15 protein-coding genes are annotated in these 17,770 nt (G+C 63.9%); 2 read left to right on the top strand and 13 right to left on the bottom strand.

What is annotated here, in order from left to right; translation table 11 throughout:
- The first annotated feature begins 15 nt into the window (after positions 1 to 15).
- The gene (locus LE190_RS16295; protein ID WP_307734716.1) at positions 16 to 720 is read left to right on the top strand and encodes an MBL fold metallo-hydrolase; all 705 of its coding nucleotides are present in this window, start codon (positions 16 to 18) and stop codon (positions 718 to 720) included.
- A gap of 154 nt (positions 721 to 874) precedes the next feature.
- A complete protein-coding gene (locus LE190_RS16300; protein ID WP_225239693.1) occupies positions 875 to 2,470 on the top strand; it encodes a sensor domain-containing diguanylate cyclase in 1,596 nt (531 codons plus the stop codon).
- Between the two features lie 49 nt (positions 2,471 to 2,519).
- Here LE190_RS16300 and LE190_RS16305 read toward each other — a convergent pair whose 3' ends face one another.
- The 13 genes from LE190_RS16305 to LE190_RS16365 all read right to left on the bottom strand — a co-directional run bounded on the left by LE190_RS16305 (position 2,520) and on the right by LE190_RS16365 (position 17,708).
- Positions 2,520 to 2,960, bottom strand: a complete 441-nt coding sequence (locus LE190_RS16305; RefSeq protein WP_224945040.1) for a thrombospondin type 3 repeat-containing protein — start codon at positions 2,958 to 2,960, stop codon at positions 2,520 to 2,522.
- Between the two features lie 189 nt (positions 2,961 to 3,149).
- Positions 3,150 to 3,494 (bottom strand): energy transducer TonB, encoded by a 345-nt coding sequence (locus tag LE190_RS16310; RefSeq protein ID WP_225239694.1) that lies wholly within the window; start codon positions 3,492 to 3,494, stop codon positions 3,150 to 3,152.
- Between the two features lie 78 nt (positions 3,495 to 3,572).
- Positions 3,573 to 5,363, bottom strand: a complete 1,791-nt coding sequence (locus tag LE190_RS16315; RefSeq protein WP_225239695.1) for a methyl-accepting chemotaxis protein — start codon at positions 5,361 to 5,363, stop codon at positions 3,573 to 3,575.
- Between the two features lie 345 nt (positions 5,364 to 5,708).
- Positions 5,709 to 6,737, bottom strand: a complete 1,029-nt coding sequence (dusA, locus tag LE190_RS16320; protein ID WP_225239696.1) for a tRNA dihydrouridine(20/20a) synthase DusA — start codon at positions 6,735 to 6,737, stop codon at positions 5,709 to 5,711.
- Between the two features lie 159 nt (positions 6,738 to 6,896).
- Positions 6,897 to 7,442: a porin family protein gene (locus LE190_RS16325; protein WP_224945044.1), complete on the bottom strand. Its 546-nt coding sequence runs from the start codon at positions 7,440 to 7,442 to the stop codon at positions 6,897 to 6,899.
- Positions 7,443 to 7,713: 271 nt separating this feature from the next.
- Positions 7,714 to 9,552 (bottom strand): translational GTPase TypA, encoded by a 1,839-nt coding sequence (typA, locus tag LE190_RS16330; RefSeq protein ID WP_225239697.1) that lies wholly within the window; start codon positions 9,550 to 9,552, stop codon positions 7,714 to 7,716.
- 317 nt (positions 9,553 to 9,869) lie between these two features.
- Positions 9,870 to 10,895: a S41 family peptidase gene (locus tag LE190_RS16335; protein WP_225239698.1), complete on the bottom strand. Its 1,026-nt coding sequence runs from the start codon at positions 10,893 to 10,895 to the stop codon at positions 9,870 to 9,872.
- 155 nt (positions 10,896 to 11,050) lie between these two features.
- The gene (truB, locus tag LE190_RS16340; protein ID WP_225239699.1) at positions 11,051 to 11,977 is read right to left on the bottom strand and encodes a tRNA pseudouridine(55) synthase TruB; all 927 of its coding nucleotides are present in this window, start codon (positions 11,975 to 11,977) and stop codon (positions 11,051 to 11,053) included.
- Positions 11,974 to 12,381: a 30S ribosome-binding factor RbfA gene (gene rbfA, locus LE190_RS16345; protein ID WP_225239700.1), complete on the bottom strand. Its 408-nt coding sequence runs from the start codon at positions 12,379 to 12,381 to the stop codon at positions 11,974 to 11,976. Before rbfA ends, truB begins: the two co-directional genes overlap by 4 nt.
- A gap of 139 nt (positions 12,382 to 12,520) precedes the next feature.
- Positions 12,521 to 15,376: a translation initiation factor IF-2 gene (gene infB, locus LE190_RS16350; RefSeq protein ID WP_225239701.1), complete on the bottom strand. Its 2,856-nt coding sequence runs from the start codon at positions 15,374 to 15,376 to the stop codon at positions 12,521 to 12,523.
- A 46-nt stretch (positions 15,377 to 15,422) separates the two neighbouring features.
- Entirely contained in the window at positions 15,423 to 16,988 is a 1,566-nt protein-coding gene (gene nusA / locus LE190_RS16355) for a transcription termination factor NusA (RefSeq protein ID WP_225239702.1), read from the bottom strand.
- A complete protein-coding gene (gene rimP, locus LE190_RS16360) occupies positions 16,985 to 17,473 on the bottom strand; it encodes a ribosome maturation factor RimP (protein ID WP_225239703.1) in 489 nt (162 codons plus the stop codon). The genes nusA and rimP overlap by 4 nt, the downstream gene beginning before the upstream one ends.
- The gene (locus LE190_RS16365; RefSeq protein ID WP_224945056.1) at positions 17,460 to 17,708 is read right to left on the bottom strand and encodes a hypothetical protein; all 249 of its coding nucleotides are present in this window, start codon (positions 17,706 to 17,708) and stop codon (positions 17,460 to 17,462) included. Before LE190_RS16365 ends, rimP begins: the two co-directional genes overlap by 14 nt.
- Between the last annotated feature and the right edge of the window lie 62 nt (positions 17,709 to 17,770).

The raw sequence follows: 17,770 nt of genomic DNA on the forward strand, positions 1-17,770 counted from the left end.
TTTTTGGAGAACGAGATGCACCTGAACCCGATCCAGCTGTTCGATACCGAATCTTCCACCTTCACCTACATCCTGGTGGCGCCGGGCGACAATGACGCGGTCATCATCGACCCGGTGGAACGCCACCGGGAACGCGACCTCCAGCATCTCCAGCGCCTGGGCCTGAAACTGCGCTACGTGCTCGAGACGCACGCCCACGCGGACCATGTCACCTCGGCCGGCAGGTTGTGCGAGCTCACCGGCGCCGTCGCCGCGGTGCCGGGTGGCTGCGGTATCGCCGGCGCCGGCATGCAGCTCGGGGATGGTGACGTGATCGGCTTCGGCAAGGGCGAGGAAATCCGCGTCCTGCATACACCCGGCCATACCGCCGGCAGCATGAGCTATGTATGGCGTGGCAATGTCTTCACGGGGGACACCCTGCTGATCGATGGCTGCGGGCGTACCGACTTCCAGAGCGGCAGTGCGGATGCCCTGTATGACAGCGTCAACGACAAGCTGTTTGCGCTGCCCGACGACACCCTGATGTGGCCGGGCCACGACTACAAGGGCCAGGCGGTGTCGACGATAGGCTGGGAGAAGCGCAACAATGCGCGCCTGGCCAACCGCAGCCGCGCCGACTTCGTCCAGCTCATGGCCGGGCTCAATCTGCCCAAGCCAAAGCTGATCGACGTGGCGGTGCCGGCCAACCAGAACCTGGGCCTGCCCCGGCATGGCGCATGAACCGGCGCCGCGTCCGTGTAGCTCCCGGCATCGGACGCCCTTGCTGTGTTTCGGCACCTTTTCGAGCCGTCCAGGCCCGGCGCTCGACTTTTACAGGCGGGATCGCTATGCTCGAGGCACCTGCATACCTGCCGCTTCCCTGCGGCCCCCCCTGATGCCGAATAGCCAGTCTCCCCTGACCCCGATCCTGCGCTTGACGGCCGAGAAGCGTCCAGCGGTAACCTACGCGATCTGGCTCCTGGTGCTGTTCGGTGTCCTGCTGGTCGGCGCCCAGGCCTGGAGCGCATGGAGCGCGCGCCAGAGCAGGCTGGCCGAGCACGCGGTCGCCACCTCGAACATGGCCGGCGCCCTCGCCTCCCAGGCGGAAAGCACGGTGCGCATCGTGGACACCGTGCTGGCGGGCGTGGTCGAGCGTATCGAACATGACGGCATGACGCCTGCTGCCGCCGACCGGCTGCACAGCCATGTGCGCAACATGGTCAAGGAGGTCAAGCAGTTGCATGGCTTGTTCGTCTATGGCGCCGACGGCAGCTGGCTGGTTACCTCGCTCGAGCGCCCGGTCGCCGGCAACAACGCCGACCGTGAATATTTCCAGTATCACCGGAACAATCCAGGGCGCGGGGTCCATATCGGCAAGCCGGTTCGCAGCCGCTCCAGCGGGGTCTGGGTACTGCCCGTATCGCGCCGGGTGGACCGGCCCGATGGCAGCTTCGGCGGCGTGGCCCTTGGCACCATCCGGATCGCTTTCTTCGCCGACCTGTACGGCAGCTTCGACGTCGGCAAGGATGGCGTGATCTTCCTGGCACGCGACGATGGCATCCTGCTCTACCGCCGCCCCTTCACGGACAGCCTGGTCGGCACCGACGTGCGCGACGGCCCGGTATTCCAGATGGTCCGCAGGTCGGGCTCGGTAGGCACTGCGATGCTGCGCTCGAAGATCGACGGCGTGGTGCGCCTGTACAGCTACCGCCATCTGGACAAGCTGCCCCTGATCGTGGCCACCGCCCAGTCCAAGCAGGACATCCTTGAGGAATGGCAGCAGTCCACGCTCCTGATGTCGGGCGTGACGCTGGTGGTGGTGGTGCTGCTGGTTGGCGTGGGCACGCGCCTCGTGCGCCAGATCATGATCCGCGACGAGCTCGATGCCGAGCTGCGCATCGCCAAGGCCGACCTGCAGGAGCGCAATCGCGAGTTGACGGTGCTGGCGACCAATGACGGTCTCACCGGCATCGCCAACCGCCGCCATTTCGAGGACACGCTGCGGCTTGAGCTCAAGCGGGCACGGCGCACCGGGGTAGCGTTGTCGCTGCTCCTGTTCGATGTGGATTTCTTCAAGAAGTACAACGACCGCTACGGCCACGTCGCCGGCGACGATTGCCTGCGCCAGGTCGCGGCCACCCTGCAGGCCAAGCTGGTCCGCCCTACCGACCTGGCGGCCCGCTACGGCGGCGAGGAATTCGCCGTGATCCTGCCCGCTACCGGGCAGGTCGGGGCGCGCTACGTGGCCGAGCGCCTGCGCCTGGCGCTGATGGATCTGGGCATCGTTCACGCCGACAATCCGGACGGGGTGGCCACCCTCAGTGGCGGCGCCTGCACCTATCATGGCACCCATGGCGAAGAGATCGATCCCGACACCTTCGTGCGGCGCGCCGACGCCCTGCTCTACCGCGCCAAGGCGAATGGCCGCAACCGCATCTGTAGCGACCTCGACAGTTCCAGCCTGCCCGCCCAGCCGTCGCTCGCGATATAAAAAAAAACCGCCTGCGATGCAGGCGGTTCAGTGTTCTCAACCCGGCAGTTTAGTAGCGGGTCGGGTTGTTCGGGCGGTTGTCGTGGCGGTTCGGGACGCCGTCGCCGTCACGGTCGCGGTCCATGCGGTTGGGGACGCCGTCGCCGTCGCGGTCGCGGCGCGCCATGCGATGGTCGTCACGGACCCAGCCGCCGCGGTCGAGATACCAGCCCCTGCGGTCCTGGCGCCACACCGGCTGTTGGTAGACATAGCCGCTGCGGACCCGCTCGTAGTGGCCGCGTTCCCATTCATAGCGGCGGCCGTTCCAGTTCCAGTAGCCGGGCACCCATTCGTAGCCACGACGGGCCATGGGGATGGCCTCATGGCGCGGCGGCGGCGGAGCCTTGTGGACCACGATCACTTCGGTGCGGCCCTGGGCCTGCGCCTGGGCCGGCGCAAAGGCTGCGGCACTGATCAGGACAGCTGCGGTAGCGGCAAGAATGCTTTTCATGGTACTTCTCCTTTCGGTTGTGTTGGAACCACTATAGCCAAGCCCAAGTGCACACGGGAGAAATGAAAAAAGTTCTTACAATCGAAACATGCTGCGATGAAAATGTAACGGCGCAGGGCAATCACGGCAGCGCTGAAAACAAAACAGCCGGCAATGCCGGCTGTCTTCGCTCTTGCTGTTGAAACCGGATCAGTCCAGTTTCCAGGCGTAGTCGATCTTGGTCCAGGTCGCCGCCGGTGCGCCATCCTTGGTGCCCGGCTTGAACTTGCACGAGGACAGGCCTTTCAGTGCTGCCTTGTCCAGGTTCTTGAAGCCGCTCGACTTTTCCAGCTTCGATTCGGTCACGGTGCCGTCGGCGCTGACCAGGAACGAGGCCGAGGTGGTGCCCTGCTCTTCGTTCATCAGCGACGCCTTCGGATACTCGACCGCGCACTTCTTCGGATCGAACGATGCCGGCACTTCGGCGGCGAAGCTGGCGCCGGCGGCGCCGGCGAGGATGGTTGCTGCGATCAGTTTGGTGCTCAGGTTTTTCATGATTTCCCCAATAAGTTGTTGTTCAGGTTTGGCAGTCTTCGTTGCTGCTTGCCGGCCCGCAGGCCGGCGCCTTCTCTCTCAAAATTCTTCCCACTCGTCGCTGGCGACGGTGGCGGCCTTCTTGGCCTTGGCGGCTGGCGCGGCCGGCGCATCGGCCGGGTCGGCCGCGGCAGCGGCCGGCTTCCTGGCCGCCGGCTTCTTCAGTGCCGGTGCCGGACGCTTGGCGGCTGCCGGACGCACCGCCACGGCGGTGCTGGCGACCGGCGCCGCGGCAACCGGCGCCTCGGCCTGATACTTCTCGCCCTCGGTCAGCTTGAAGATGCTGACGACGCGGGTCAGTTCGTCCGCCTGGTCCTGCAGGCTCTGCGCGGCGGCGGCGGCCTCTTCCACCAGGGCGGCGTTCTGCTGGGTCATGCTGTCCATCTCGATGATCGACAGGTTGACCTGTTCGATGCCGGCGCTCTGCTCGGCGCTGGCATTGGCGATCTCGCTCATGATGTCGGTCACGCGCTTCACGCTCGTCACCACTTCGTCCATCGTCACGCCGGCCTGGCCGACCAGCTTGCTGCCGCGCTCGACCTTCTCGACGGAGTCGCCGATCAGGGTCTTGATCTCTTTCGCCGCCGCGGCCGAACGCTGGGCCAGGTTGCGCACTTCCGAAGCCACCACGGCGAAGCCGCGGCCCTGTTCGCCGGCACGGGCGGCTTCCACCGCGGCGTTCAGCGCCAGGATGTTGGTCTGGAAGGCGATGCCATCGATGACGCCGATGATGTCCGAGATCTTGCTGGCCGAGCTGTTGATCTCGCCCATGGTGCCCACCACCTGCGACACCACTTCGCCGCCCTTGCGCGCCACGTCCGAGGCAGTCGCGGCCAGGGCATTCGCCTGGCGGGCGTTGTCGGCGTTCTGCTTGACGGTCGAGGTCAGTTCTTCCATGGCCGACGCGGTCTTTTCCAGCGAGCTGGCCTGCAGTTCAGTACGCGAGGACAGGTCGATGTTGCCGGCCGCGATTTCACGCGATGCGGTGCCAATGGTTTCGGTGCCGCGGCGCACCTGTTCGACGATGCCGACCAGGCTGTTGCGCATTTCCTTCATTTCCACCAGCAGGCTGCCGCGGTCCGACTCATCGGTCTCGATCGCGATCGACAGGTCGCCGTGGGCGATGCTGCCGGCGATCTGGGCGGTGTAGGCCGGTTCGCCGCCGAGCTGCTTGCGCAGGCTGCGGGCGATCATCCAGGCTGCCGCCACGCCCATGGCGACGGCGGTCAGCAGCATGCCAATCATGAAGTTACGGGCGTTGACGAACTCCGACTCGGCGTCGGCCTTGCTCTGGGCATTCTGCTTGTCTTCCAGGGCAGCCAGCTGGTCGAGCGCTTCGGTCCACTTCTTCTGCACCGGACGCACTTCGCGGATCATGACGCGGGTGGCATCCATCGCGTTGTTCGCCAGGTAAAGATCCGAAGCCTTCTGGATGGCCGGCATGGCTTCACCCTCGAACTGCTTGATCTGGGCCAGCAGCGCCTTTTCCTTGTCGGAGGCGTGGCTGGCGAAGATGGCCGACAGCTTCTTCTGGGCGTCGTCGTACTTGCGGGTCTGCTCCTTGAACTTGACCATTTCCGGCTCCATGTCTGCCGGGTCGGTCATGAGGGTCAGCACGCGCAGCGAAGCGACACGCTCGCTCACGTTGTTACGCATGTCGATCACCAGGCCGGTCGAGACGTTGTTCACGCTCACAACCTGGTCCAGGCGATCCTGGATCTGGGCCATGCGCATGATACCGACCACGGTCACGACGATCAGCAGCATGACGACCAGCGCGAAGCCGAGTACCAGGCGGGTACCGACCTTCAAGTTATTCAAAAAAGCCATTCAGTTCTTCCCTGTATATAGTGATCGAATTCGCGCGGTGCGTGCGCCGTGCGACGCGTCCGTATGCTGTTGGGTAGCTACGGTTATTTCCGACAGGATAAATCAAAAATTCTGCCCGGAAAGTCGAAATCGACTGCAGTCTCCGAACTTGTTTCAGCTCAACAACGACATTGATCCAGATCAATATCTTAGGAACGAGAGAAATTATGCGTTCATACTTTCCTTACGGCAAGCTTATTGACTGTTCTCGTTACAATTCCCGCAACGAAATGTGTCAATTTGCCGACAGGAAATGAAAAAAGGCGTACGCAAGTACGCCTTCCGAGAGAGAAACCGGGGGGAGGGTCAAGCAGCGGCAGGCATGCGGGCGGCGGCCTCCAGCAGCAATGCCGGGTCGCCAGTGGCGAGCTTTTTCGAATCGGACAGCACCTGGCGGAACGCGCGTGCGCCCGGCAAGCCGGTCATGATGCCGAGCATGTGGCGCGTGATACTGTTGAGTTTCAGGCCATGCTGGCCATACAGGCGCAGCTGCTCGGCGATATAGGGCAGCATCGCTTCCAGCACCTGCAGGCGGGTCTTCACCGGCGCGTCCAGGTCGCCGTAGAAGCGGCGATCCCAGTCTGCCATCACCCAGGGGTTGTGATAGGCCTCGCGGCCCAGCATCACGCCATCGACGTGCTGCAGGTGCAGGGCGATCTCCTCGTCCGTCCTGATGCCGCCATTGATGAGGATTTCGAGCGCGGGGAACTCCCGTTTGAGCTGGTAGGCCACCTCGTAGCGCAGCGGCGGGATCTCGCGGTTTTCCTTGGGCGACAGGCCCTTCAGCACGGCGTTACGGGCATGCACGATGAAGGTACGGCAGCCGGCATCGGCGATGGTGCCGACGAAATCGCGCACGAAGCCGTATTCCTCGTTGTAGTCGATGCCGATGCGGTGCTTGACGGTGACGTCGACCGACACCGCATCGCGCATCGCCTTGACGCAATCGGCCACCAATTGCGGCTCGCCCATCAGGCAGGCGCCGAAGGCGCCCTTCTGTACCCGTTCCGACGGGCAGCCGCAGTTGAGGTTGATCTCGTCGTAGCCCCACTGCTCGCCCAGCTTCGCACTCTTGGCCAGGTCGGCCGGATCGCTGCCGCCGAGCTGCAGGGCCACCGGATGCTCGGCGCCGTCGTAGCGCAGGTGGCGCTCGACGTCGCCATAGACCAGGGCGCCGGTGGTGACCATCTCCGTATACAACCAGGTGTGGCGGGTGATCTGGCGATGGAACATGCGGCAGTGGCGATCGGTCCAGTCCATCATCGGGGCCACGGACAGGCGGCGGCTCGGCAGCGAAGTTGCAGGAAGGACGGCGGCGGGATTCTGGGAACTCATGGGTGGCGAAGAAACACCGGCGGCTGCCGGAAAGCCCGACATCATAAGCGAATCCCGCCCGCCTTGCCGCTTTCCAGCGCGCGCCGCCGTGTCCTTGCATGAAAAAAGCTCCTGCGCGCCGGGGCACACAGGAGCTTCTCGTTGAACAGCGGGTCTGGCTTAGAAGCCGTACTTCAGGCCCACGCTCCAGACATCAGGCTTGGCGCCATACGCCTTGCTCTTGCCATAACGCTCGTACTCGGCCATGAGGGCCACGTTCTGGTTCAGCTTGTATTCGACGCCCACGCCGCCGTAGCCGCCGGTGTCATCGTCCTTGAAACGCTGTCCCAGGTTGTTGCTGAGCTTGCGCTCGCTGTGCGAAATGCCCAGCTTGCCGTAAGCCGATACCTGTTCGTTGACCGGCACGGTGTATTTGGCCGCGACGTAGGTGCCGTAGCCTTCGGTGCTACCGCGCAGGCCATTGGCGCCGGCGAAGTCGGTCTTGTGATGGTTGGTCCAGCCCGCTTCCACGCCAAGGCGCTCGTCGAACTGGTAGCCACCGAACAGCTTGCCGTCCGCCTTGTGCGCATCCAGGGTGGTGTTCTTGGCGCTCACCGCGGCGGCGCCGACATAGCCGCGGCCGGCGTTGGTCTGGGCTTGGGCGCTACCGGCAAAGGCGGTGGCAACCGAAGCGGTGGCGATCATGGCAATCATCAGCTTTTTCATACTAACTCCCTTCAATCATCTCTAACTGTGTCGCAATTCCCAGTGAATCGCGTTGTGATCACAATAACAAGGATTGCGCTTAAGCCCAAGGGAACAAGCGGTAAGAACTGTAACAAGATGCAAAATGAAGACCATATCCACACTTATGTTCGCCAGTTCACCGACGATAGGCAAAAATGCATAGCACATACGTCCCGGCCCACCGTATGTCGGCGTCGATAATAAAAAACCCGCTGCAAGCAGCGGGTTTTTGCGGAACATGAAAATCCGGTTATGCGCCTTCGCGGCTGGCCTTCTTGCGCTCGTGTTCCTTCAGGAAACGCTTGCGCAGGCGGATCGACTTCGGCGTGATCTCGACCAGTTCGTCGTCTTCGATGAACTCGACGGCATATTCCAGCGACATCTGGATCGGCGGTACCAGGCGTACGGCTTCGTCGGTACCCGACGAACGCACGTTGGTCAGCTGCTTGCCCTTGATCGGGTTGACGACCAGGTCGTTGTCGCGCGAGTGGATGCCGATGATCATCCCTTCGTAAACCGGGGTGTTGTGCTCGACGAACATGCGGCCGCGGTCCTGCAGCTTCCAGATCGCGTAGGCGACGGCGGCGCCGTCATCCTGCGAGATCAGCACGCCGTTGCGACGGCCGGCCAGGTCGCCCTTGCTGGTATCGACCGGTGCGTATTCGTGGAATACGTGGCTCATCAGGCCGGTACCGCGGGTCAGGGTCATGAACTCACCCTGGAAGCCGATCAGGCCACGGGCTGGGATCAGGTATTCCAGGCGGACACGGCCCTTGCCGTCCGATTCCATGTTCTGCAGGTCGCCACGACGGCGGCCCAGCTCTTCCATCACGCCGCCCTGGTTCACTTCTTCCACGTCGACGGTCAGGTTCTCGAACGGCTCGCACTTGACGCCGTCGATTTCCTTGAAGACCACGCGCGGACGCGACACGGCCAGCTCGAAGCCTTCACGGCGCATGTTTTCCAGCAGAATGGTCAGGTGCAGTTCGCCACGGCCCGAGACTTCGAAGATGGTGTCGTCGTCGGTCGGCAGCACGCGCAGCGCCACGTTCGACTTCAGTTCGCGCTCGAGGCGGTCGCGCAGCTGGCGGCTGGTGACGAACTTGCCTTCGCGGCCGGCCAGCGGCGAGGTGTTGACCATGAAGTTCATGGTCAGGGTCGGCTCGTCGACGGTCAGCATCGGCAGCGCTTCCGGGGTATCCACGGCGGTCACGGTCACGCCGATGCCGATGTCTTCGATACCGTTGATCAGCACGATGTCGCCGGCGACGGCTTCTTCCACCTGCACGCGCTCCAGGCCCTTGAAGTTCAGCACCTGGTTGATACGGCCCTTGACCGGGTTCTTGTCGTCCTGGCCGTTCAGCACCAGCACGTCCATGCCGGGCTTGATGCGGCCGCGGTTGATGCGGCCGATGCCGATCTTGCCGACGTACGAGGAGTAGTCCAGCGAGGTGATCTGCATCTGCAGCGGGCCGTCCGGATTGTCATCACGCACCGGGACGTACTTCAGGATGGCGTCGAACAGCGGCTTCATGTCGCCGCTGCGCACGCTCTCGTCCAGGCCGGCGTAGCCGTTCAGGCCCGAGGCGTAGACGATCGGGAAGTCCAGCTGCTCGTCGGTCGCGCCGAGCTTGTCGAACAGTTCGAAGGTCTGGTTGATCGCCCAGTCCGGACGTGCGCCCGGACGGTCGACCTTGTTGACCACGACGATGGGCTTGAGGCCCAGGGCCAGCGCCTTGCGGGTCACGAAGCGGGTCTGCGGCATCGGGCCTTCCTGGGCATCGACCAGCAGCAGCACCGAGTCGACCATCGACAGCACGCGCTCGACCTCGCCGCCGAAGTCGGCGTGGCCCGGGGTGTCGACGATGTTGATATGGGTGCCTTCGTACTCGACCGCGCAGTTCTTCGACAGAATCGTGATACCGCGTTCTTTTTCGATGTCGCCGGAGTCCATCACGCGGGTGTCGACCGCCTGGTTTTCACGGAAAGTGCCGGATTGGCGCAGCAGCTGGTCCACCAGGGTGGTCTTGCCGTGGTCAACGTGGGCGATGATTGCGATATTACGAATCGCGCGTTTGGTGTCTGACATGTGTGTTTTCAACAGTGAATGTTGCGTGATGGTCGGAGGCGGCGATGATCATTACCGTTTACCGTAGCCCGCTACTATAGCATGCTTATCGGAGCTTGCTGCGTTGCAGCGGAAAACAAGCGTTTTTTTTCGACGCATGCGTGTCGAATCGAAACAGGATAAAACGGTAGCGCGATTGGGGGCGGCGCGGTGGCGATGCGGGAGACAGGTCCGGACGCCGCCGGGCGGCGTGCTGCCGCCCATTCCGGGACAGGACTCCAGGTGGGGATGCTGGCGCGCTTTTCAAGGCGCGCCGCTGGCGGTGGCCTGTGCGGCGTTCAGCTCTTGGAGAGCGCCTCGATCTGCCTGGCGAGGCTGGCGCGCAATCCCTCGTCCCTGGCTGCCTCGCGCAAGCGCTCCAGCGCTTGCCGGTGGGCGACTTCCAGCGTCTCGCCCTCCGCCACGGCCAGGTCGGGTGTAACGCCCTTGCCTTCCCAGCCGCCGCCATCGACCGGGCTGACGGATTCGCCGATGGGCACCGACAGCAGGTAGTTGTCCTGCAAGGGCTGCAGCGTGACCGGATTGCCGCCGCCACGGGTGGTGGCGCCGACCAGGGTCGCGCGCTTCAGGCTGCACATCGCATAGGAAAAGGCTTCGCCGGCTGAAAAGGTGCGGTTCGAGGTCAGCACAAACACGGGCTTGCCGAGGTAGCGCGGGCCGGCGACGGTGGCCCGGGTCGATGCCTGCATCGGTGGCCTGCCGCGGTAGCGCAGTTCCATCAAGGCCAGCTCACGATCGAAAAAATAACTCGCCAGCAGCAGCATGGCTTCCCCGCCGCCGCGGTTTGCGCGCAGGTCGATGATCAGGGCGTCGGTATGGGCCAGGAAGGCCATCGCGGCCGCATAACTCCCTTCCACCAGGTCGGCATCGTCATGGAAATGATGGATCTCCAGGTAGCCGACGTTCCCTGGCAGGATCTCCACCTTGCGCAAGCCGTAGTTCTCGCGCCGCTCCTGCTCGCGCTTGGCGGCCGTGCTGGCGTTCGCCGTGGGGCGCAGGGCGCGCACGTTCGGCTGGTAGCGGATGCTCATGTGCTTGTCATGCGTGATCTCCTGCAGGTGGCCGGTGAGCAGTTTGGCGAAATCCTCGTCCGCCGGCGCGGCCGTATACGCGCCCTGCTGCTGGTGCTTGCGCACATTGGCTTCGATCGCCGGATAGCGGTCGGGATGGACATATTCGTCCTTGATGCGCGCCAGTACCTCGTCGACCACGCGATCGCGTTCGGCCGGGGCGGCAGCGTGCAGGATGGAGCAGCTCAGCAGGGATGCGGCCAGCAGGACCGCGCGTGGAAAATAGCGTTGCATGAAAGTCTCCCGTAGTTTGGTCAACTTTCCATTGCAAACGCCGTGCCAGGGGTGCTCCCCAGCGAGCAGGCCGCGCCGGGCCGTCCGCGGACAAGCCCTGGGTGTCCGGCGCCCTTGCGGCGGACGTGCGCCGGATATGCGCCGGATATGCCCCGCTAATCCGCCGGCTGTACCGCGATCAGCCGCTCCGGGGCCAGGATCCCGTACTCCTGCAGCTTGGCCGTGCCCAGCAGCTTGCTGTCCAGGTAGACCCGTACACGGCCCAGTCCGGCCGGCAGGCTGACGTCTTCCTTGCCGAGCGCCAGGCGCTGGCCGTTCAGGAAACGCCTGGCCAGTTCGGGCGTGAGCACGACTGCCGGAAAGCTCGACAGCAGCGCGTCGACCGGGGCCAGCAGCGAGAGCGGGTCCGGATGCGCCTGCAGGTCTTCCAGGCTGATCATGCGCTCAACCGTCAGCGCTCCCACCTGCACCCGGCGCAGCGCGTTCAGGTGCGCGCCGCAGCCGAGCGCGGCGCCGATGTCCTCGCCCAGCACGCGCACATAGGTGCCCTTGCTGCAGGTAACCAGGATCTTCAGGAAAGGGGCGTTGTACTCGACCAGCGACAGGCCGTGGATGGTCACCGGCCGCGCCTCGCGTTCCAGCGTGATGCCTTCGCGCGCGTACTCGTACAGCGCCTTGCCGTCGCGCTTGAGTGCCGAATACATCGGCGGCACCTGGAAGATCGGACCGCGAAAGCGCGCCAGCACCGCTTCGATCTCCTCGCGCGTGACATCCACCTCGCGCTGCTCGATGGTCTCGCCCTCGGTGTCGCCGGTGGTGGTCATGATGCCCAGGTGGACGGTCGCCTCGTAAGTCTTGTCCGCTTCCAGCAGGTCCTGCGAGAACTTGGTCGCTTCGCCGAAGCACAGCGGCAGCAGGCCGGTGGCGAACGGGTCCAAGGTGCCGGTATGGCCGGCCTTCTTCGCGTTGAGCACGCGCTTGGCCTTGATCAGCGCGTCGTTGGAGGACAGGCCGACCGGCTTGTCCAGCAGCAGTACGCCGTCCACAAGGTCGCGCGGCTTCTTGATGGGGCGGGAATTCACTCGCTGTCCGAATCTTCGTCCTGGCCGAAGTCGGCCGCACGGACGGCGTTCGCCTGGTCGATCAGGGCCGACATCGCCAGGCCGCGCGTGGTCGAGGTGTCGTGCACGAAATGCAGCTGCGGCAGGGTGTGGATGTGGAGCCGCTTGCCGAGCAGGTTGCGCAGGTAGCCGGAAGCCTTGGTCAAGCCTTCCAGGGTCTGCTTCACTTCCTCCGCGCTGTCCTTGAGCAGGGTGAAATAGACCTTGGCGTGGGCATAGTCCGGCGTCAGCTTGACTTCGCTGATGGTCACCATGCCGACCCGCGGATCCTTCAGTTCGAAGGCGATCAGTTCCGACAGGTCTTTCTGGATCTGGTCGGCCACGCGCAGGCCGCGCTGGGGAATGCTTTTGCTGTGTTTTGCCATGATGTTGCGAATGTTGTTCTTGTGAGGGGGGAAATGGCCAAAGACAAGGGCCAAAGACAAGGGCCAAAAACAAGGGCCAGGCCCTCCGCGGCATTCGCCGCGAAGCGTCCTGGCCCTCATGCTACGCCCAATGTCGAAATTACAGCGTACGCGCCACTTCGGTGACTTCGAACACCTCCAGGACGTCGCCGACCTGGATTTCGTTCATGTTCTTCAGCGACAGGCCGCACTCGAGGCCGGCGCGCACTTCCTTGGCATCGTCCTTGAAGCGCTTGAGCGAGTCGATCTCGCCGGTCCAGACAACGATGTTGTTGCGCAGCAGGCGGACCGACGAAGACCGCTTGACCACGCCATCGGTGACCAGGCAGCCCGCGATCGCGCCGACCTTCGACACCATGATGACCTGGCGGATTTCCACCTGGCCAGTGACGGTCTCGCGCTTCTCCGGCGCCAGCATGCCCGACAGTGCCGTCTTGATCTCGTCGATCGCATCGTAAATGATGCTGTAGTAACGGATGTCGACGCCATTCGCCTCGGCCACCTTGCGCGCCGACGCATCGGCACGGGCATTGAAGCCGATGATGACCGCTTTCGAGGCGGTCGCCAGGTTGACGTCCGACTCGGTGATGCCGCCGACCGCCGCGTGGACGATCTGGACCCGCACTTCCGAGGTTGACAGCTTCTGCAGCGAACCGACCAGCGCTTCCTGCGAACCCTGCACATCGGTCTTGACGATGAGCGGCAGGTTCTTGACTTCGCCTTCGGCCATCTGGTCGAACATGTTCTCCAGCTTGGCGGCCTGCTGCTTCGCCAGTTTGACGTCGCGGAACTTGCCTTGACGGAACAGGGCGATTTCGCGCGCCTTGCGCTCGTCGGCCATCACCATCGCTTCCTCACCGGCACTTGGCACTTCGGTCAGGCCCTGGATCTCGACCGGGATCGACGGACCGGCTTCGCTCACCGGCTTGCCGTTCTCGTCGAGCATCGCACGGACGCGGCCGAACGAGGAACCGGCCAGCACGACGTCGCCGCGCTTCAGGGTACCCGACTGCACCAGGATCGTCGCGACCGGGCCGCGGCCCTTGTCCAGACGGGCTTCGACCACCAGGCCGCGGGCCGGAGCGTCGCTCGGCGCGGTCAGTTCCAGCACCTCGGCCTGCAGCAGCACCTGTTCCAGCAGGTCGTCGATACCGGTACCGATCTTGGCCGACACCGGCACGAACGGCGAATCGCCACCGTATTCTTCCGGCACCACGCCTTCGGCCACCAGTTCCTGGGTGACGCGGTCGGTGTTGGCGCCCGGCTTGTCGATCTTGTTGATCGCCACCACCAGCGGCACGCCGGCGGCTTTCGCGTGGGCGATCGCTTCCTTGGTCTGCGGCATCACGCCGTCGTCCGCCGCCACCACCAGGATGACGATGTCGGTCGCTTTCGCACCGCGGGCACGCATCGCCGTGAAGGCTTCGTGGCCCGGGGTATCCAGGAAGGTGACCATGCCGCGCGGGGTGTCCACGTGGTACGCACCGATGTGCTGGGTAATGCCGCCGGCTTCGCCCGCAGCGACCTTGGCGCGGCGGATGTAGTCCAGCAGCGAGGTCTTGCCGTGGTCGACGTGGCCCATGACGGTCACGACCGGTGCGCGCGGCTTGGCTTCGAACTCGGCGTGTTCGCCCTGGTCGGCCAGCAGTGCTTCCGGATCGTCCACGGCGGCCGGGAAGGCCTTGTGGCCCATCTCTTCCACCAGGATCATCGCGGTTTCCTGGTCCAGCACCTGGTTGATGGTGCACATCTGGCCCAGCTTCATCAGCTGCTTGATGACTTCCGAGGCCTTGACCGACATCTTGTGCGCCAGTTCGGCCACGGTGATGGTTTCCGGCACGTGGACTTCACGCACGATGGCTTCGGTCGGCGCCTGGAAGTTCGATTCGCGGTCCTCGTTGTGCGAGGAACGGCGGCCACCGCTGCGGCCACCCGCACGCCAGCCGTCGCGGCCGCCGCCGGTGCCCGGGCCGCCACGGCCTTTCGGGCCGCTCGGCGCGCCGCGCTTCTTGGCGTCGTCGGACCAGGTCGAGGAAACGTTCGCCGACTTGATCGATTTCTTGTCGCCCGGCTTCTTGTCGCCCGGCTTGGCTTCGCCCGGCTTCTTGTCAGCCGATGCCGCCGGCTTGCGCAGGGTGCCCGCGGCCGCGGCCGGCGCGGCCGGCTTGGCGACCGGTTCCGGCGCCTTGATGACGCGGCGCGGCTGGCTCATCATGAGCTTGATCTGGGCCACTTCGTCAGCCACGGCCTTGCGCGCGCGCTCGGTGGCGGCTGCGCGTTCGGCGGCTTCCTTGGCAGCTTCCTCGGAGCGCTTCTTGGCTTCCGCGGCAGCGGCCTGGGCCGCTTCCTCGGCGGCCGCCGACACCGGCGCAGCCGGTGCCGAGGCGCTCGAGGCGGCCTTGGCGGCTGCGGCGGCTTCCGCGGCTTCGCGCTTGGCCTTCTCGGCCGCTTCGCGCTTGGCTTCTTCCGCGGCCGCCTTGGCGTTGGCGGCTTCTTCCGCTTCCAGCTTGGCCAGGCGTTCCTGCTTTTCACGCAGGTCCGCTTCCTGGCGGGCGATCAGCTCGGACTGGCGGCGCGCTTCTTCTTCGCGGCGCGCCTGCTCGGCGGCATCGATCACCGGGGCGGCTTCCGCCTTCGGGGTGGTGACCAGGTCGTCGCGCTGCACGAAGGTGCGCTTCTTGCGCACTTCGACCTGGATGGTGCGCGACTTTCCGCTGGCGTCAGCCTGCTTGATCTCGGTGGTTTCCTTGCGGGTCACCGTGATCTTCTTCTTTTCACCGGTGTCGGCGGCGCCGTGGGTACGGCGCAGGTGATTCAGCAGCTTGTCCTTATCATCTTTCGACAAGGGATCTGACGTCGAACTTTTTTCGACGCCGGCCGAGCGCAGCTGTGTCAGCAGCAGGTCTGCGGGCATCTTCAGTTCGGTGGCAAATTGGGCTACGTTGTTACTCGCCATTCAGTCCTCTTTTCTATGTGTCGCTGAGATGATAAAGATTTGCAAATTACGCCTTGGCCGTTTCTGCCAGGCTCCAGGCTTTCGCCTGCAGCGCCTTGGCGCGGTCATCGTATTTGCTGTCGACCAGCTTCATCTCTTCGTCGGTCACATCGTTAAATTCATTCTTGATCAGGTCGCGGGCACGGTCCGACGACAGCGCCAGGATGGCGCCGAATTCGTCATAGGCGAGTGCCGCAAAGGCTTCGACCGTCTTGATCCCGGCCAGGCCGAGCTTGCCGGCGGTGCTGCGGTCCATGCCTTCCAGGTTCACGAGGGCTTCTTCCATCCCTTCGAGGCCTTCTTCGGAAGCGATCGCTTCGGTCACCAGCGCGTCACGGGCGCGGGTGCGCAGCTCGTTGACGGTGTCCTCGTCGAAGGACTCGATTTCCAGCATTTCGGAAATCGGGACATACGCGATTTCTTCAAGGCTCGAGAAACCTTCGTCGACCAGGATGTCGGCCACTTCCTGGTCGACGTCCAGTTTTTCCATGAACAGGGTGCGGATCGCAGCGGTTTCCTGGGCCACCTTATTCGCCGATTCCTCGGCCGTCATGATGTTGATCTTCCAGCCGGTCAGTTCCGAGGCCAGGCGCACGTTCTGGCCCGAACGGCCGATGGCGATTGCCAGGTTTTCTTCGTCGACCACCACGTCCATGGCGTGCTTGTCTTCGTCGACCATGATCGACGAGACATTGGCCGGCGCCAGCGCGCCGATGACGAACTGGGCCGGATCGTCCGACCACAGCACGATATCCACGCGCTCGCCGCCCAGCTCGCCAGTCACGGCCTGCACGCGCGAACCGCGCATGCCGACGCAGGTGCCGATCGGGTCGATGCGCTTGTCGGCGGTGAACACCGCGATCTTGGCGCGCACGCCGGCGTCACGGGCGGCCGACTTGATCTGCAGGAGGCCCTGCTCGATCTCCGGCACTTCCAGCTCGAACAGCTTCATGATGAATTCCGGCGCGGTGCGCGACAGGATCACCTGCGGGCCGCGCATGTTGCGGTCCACGCGCAGGATGTAGGCGCGGACGCGGTCGCCGATACGCAGGTTCTCTTTCGGGATCATCTGGTCGCGCGGCAGGCGCGCTTCGATCTTGCCCGATTCCACGATCGCATCGCCGCGCTCCATGCGCTTGATGGTGCCGGTAACCAGCGAATCGCCGCGCTCGAGGAAGTCCTGCAGGATCTGCTCGCGCTCGGCATCGCGCACGCGCTGCAGCACGACCTGCTTGGTGTCCTGGGCGAAGCGGCGGCCGAATTCCACCGACTCGATCGGGTCTTCGATGTATTCGTCCACTTCGATGTCCGGGATCTGTTCCACGGCTTCGAAGTGCAGGATTTCCTGGTCGGGCAGCTGCAGGCCGGCGTCGTCGGGAACGACGTGCCAGCGGCGGAAGGTCTCGAATTCGCCGGTGTCGCGATCGATGCTCACGCGAATGTCGACCTCGCCTTCGTAGCGTTTTTTCGTGGCTTGCGCGAGCGCGAATTCGAGCGCTCCGAAAACCACTTCCTTATCGACGTTCTTTTCGCGCGCGAGCGCATCCACCAGCAATAAAATTTCGCGACTCATGCTTTGCGACTCCTAAAATCCACCTGTGGCACCAGGCGTGCCTTGTCCAATTCGGCCAGCGTAAATTCCAACAACGCTGCGCCATCTTTATTATCAAATTCCAGACCGACCTTGTCGCCCTCGACGCCGCGCAGGATACCGGTGAAGGTTTTCCGGTTCGCGCTGCCCGGCATGGCGGCCCGCAGTTTCACCGTGCATTCGTGCCCGGCGAAACGCGCAAAGTCGGCCAGGGTCCGCACCGGGCGATCGAGGCCCGGCGACGATACTTCCAGCCGTTCGTAATCCACATTTTCGACGGTGAACACGTGCGTCAACTGATGACTGACCGTGGCGCAGTCCTCGACCGTGATCGGGCCCTTCTCTTCCACGACGTCGGCGGGAAAGTCGATGTACACGCGCAGGATGCCGCGTTCGCCCCGTTCGACATCCACGAGTTCGTAGCCGAGGCCACCGACTGTCTTGGCGATAAGTTCAAACTGCTGCACGGCGCTTCTCCACGACTCGTAAATCGAAATAACAAAAAAAAAATGGGCATCTGCCCATCTTTTTGTATTCACAACCCAACCAGATGAAAGCACTTGCACCAAGAAAATACTGGGAAGAACTTTGATTAGGCTGCAAATTATACAGTGTTCCCGCCCTGCTCGCAATCGCCAGGCCAAAAATGGGACAGGCGCTGGCGAGAAAAGCAACAGTTGGCAGGATGACCATAGCGGGCATGGGCTGCATTCTACGGCATTGCAGCATCGTGTGCCCGGCGAGACGGAAATTTCTCCGTAATT

Origin of the sequence: Massilia hydrophila (assembly GCF_020208145.1) — a bacterium.
Classification (GTDB): Bacteria; Pseudomonadota; Gammaproteobacteria; order Burkholderiales; family Burkholderiaceae_D; genus Telluria; species Telluria hydrophila.